This is a genomic window from Maribacter taeanensis (assembly GCF_047345145.1).
Classification (GTDB): domain Bacteria; phylum Bacteroidota; class Bacteroidia; order Flavobacteriales; family Flavobacteriaceae; genus Maribacter_C.
The window spans coordinates 1-1,892 of sequence record NZ_JBLFER010000009.1 but is presented as its reverse complement, the minus strand read 5'-3'; the positions used below and the strand labels follow the sequence as shown (position 1 = coordinate 1,892).

1 protein-coding gene is annotated in these 1,892 nt (G+C 43.3%); it reads left to right on the top strand.

The window, feature by feature from the left end:
- Positions 1-366 precede the first annotated feature (366 nt).
- A complete protein-coding gene (locus ACKWCD_RS18950) occupies positions 367-1,356 on the top strand; it encodes an IS110 family transposase (RefSeq protein WP_413985537.1) in 990 nt (329 codons plus the stop codon).
- Positions 1,357-1,892: the final 536 nt, after the last annotated feature.

Below are 1,892 nucleotides of genomic sequence, written 5' to 3'. Positions count from 1 at the left end.
GCGACGGCCTTTAGTTTTGTTGCATAGATGAAATCTATTATGATGATGATGTTGAAAAGAGGGGGTCTGGGGGAGACTCATAACTTGGAATATTGTTGATAAGTCAAAAGGATGGTGCGAACCATAGCGACGGTTAGGCATTTGGCCTTAGTAGAGTAATGGGCACCATCCTTTTTTATGGATTTTGGATATTTATATGAACTAGATTGAAAAGGACGGGGTGAACTTCCGCGACGGCCAGGTTAAAAGCCTTTATAGTGTATCAGTCCCCGTCCTTTATAACCAGGTTGTCAGAACCATATAGGATTTTAGCCCTTGCTAGTAAAGGTCTTAGTTTAAACAACCTAATTAAAGCAAAGTAAAATTATGGAAATTAAAGAAGTCATCGGTATTGATGTAAGTAAGCTGACCTTGGATTGCTGTATCCATAAGAGCCAAGAATTCAAAACGTTCGATAACGATTTTGGGGGTATCACGAAAATGATACGTTGGTCTTTAAAGAAAAGTGGTATGGATAGAAATAACCTGCTCTTTGTATTGGAACATACCGGCCTTTATTCGGATCATCTGGTGCGCTTGTTGGACCAGGAAGATTGCCTTATGAGTATCGTCTCCGGTCTTGAGATCAAACGTTCCCTCGGGATAATAAGGGGCAAGGACGATAGGGCGGATGCAAAAAGGATAGCCCTTTATGGTTATCGCACAAGGGAGGAGACCCTTCCGAGCAGGATTCCCGGTTCAACCCTGACAAGGTTGAAACGGTTGATGTCAATGCGCAAGAAGCTGGTCGGTCAACGAGCAGGGCATATGGCGACCCTGCGAGAGCAAAAAAGAGTACTGGAAGAGGACTCCCTTCTTTTCTGGGTTCAGGAGGACATTATCAACTTACTGAGTTGGAGGATAAACGACCTTGAGCGGGAGATGGACAAATTGATACTGGGAGATGTGGAGCTTAAAAGGATGCTGGCCTTGTTAACGGGTATCAAAGGAATCGGCAAAGTAACGGCCCGTTTCATGATCGTATATACGGTAGGGTTCACGTCGTTTACCACTTGGCGCAAGTTTGCCTCCTACTGTGGTATAGCGCCCTTTCCCCATAGCTCGGGCACAAGTATCAGGGGAAGGACCAAGGTCAGTCGTTTGGCCAACAAGGAAGGCAAGGCCTTATTGCACCAATGTTCACTGTCGGCCGTAAAATGCAATCCGGAGTTAAAGGCTTACTATGAACGAAGGCTCGAAATTGGCAAGAGCAAAATGAGTACGTTGAACATTATCCGAAACAAGTTAGTGGCAAGAGCCTTCGCCGTAGTAGCACGGGGTACGCCATATGTCAACACAATGGGATACGTTTCTTAGTTTCCAACCGGATCCATTACCAATGTTAGCTGCTAAATAATCCTTCTTCCCTGTAGGGACAAAATTAAGCGGAATAGGATCGTCATGCCTCAAATCGGGAATAAGGCACAGGATTTGACATCTGTCATTTTGTGCCGTTCCATAGTTATTGGATTCTTTCATAAATGTGTCTTGCCCCACTTTTAGTAAGTACCTCCACCATTACCTTTTTTTGATAGCGAAAAAACAACATCCGTTCTTGGACGGCGGCATAAAGCCAGGCTCGTGCCTCGCTCTTTTTTATACGCCTTACCAAGCCCGGACATTGTAGCTGGGTAAGCATCAAAAAAGGTAACGGCGAAGGCCCTATGGGAAGTAAATCAAGACAAGAAATCATGAAAGCGAATCAAGAACTTAAAAATGAAACGTCACAAAAAAATCAAAAAAAGGAAAACGCTCAGGATATAATAAGTAAATCGATTCAAAAGGTTTGCACAAAAAATCTTGGAAGAATAGATAAAACTTATGCTTCAAAATTTGGATTTATCATAGGATAC

Excerpts from the sequence above, each read along its gene's own strand:
- ACKWCD_RS18950 (WP_413985537.1), top strand. The coding sequence starts at position 367 with ATGGAAATTAAAGAAGTCATCGGTATTGATGTAAGTAAGCTGACCTTG.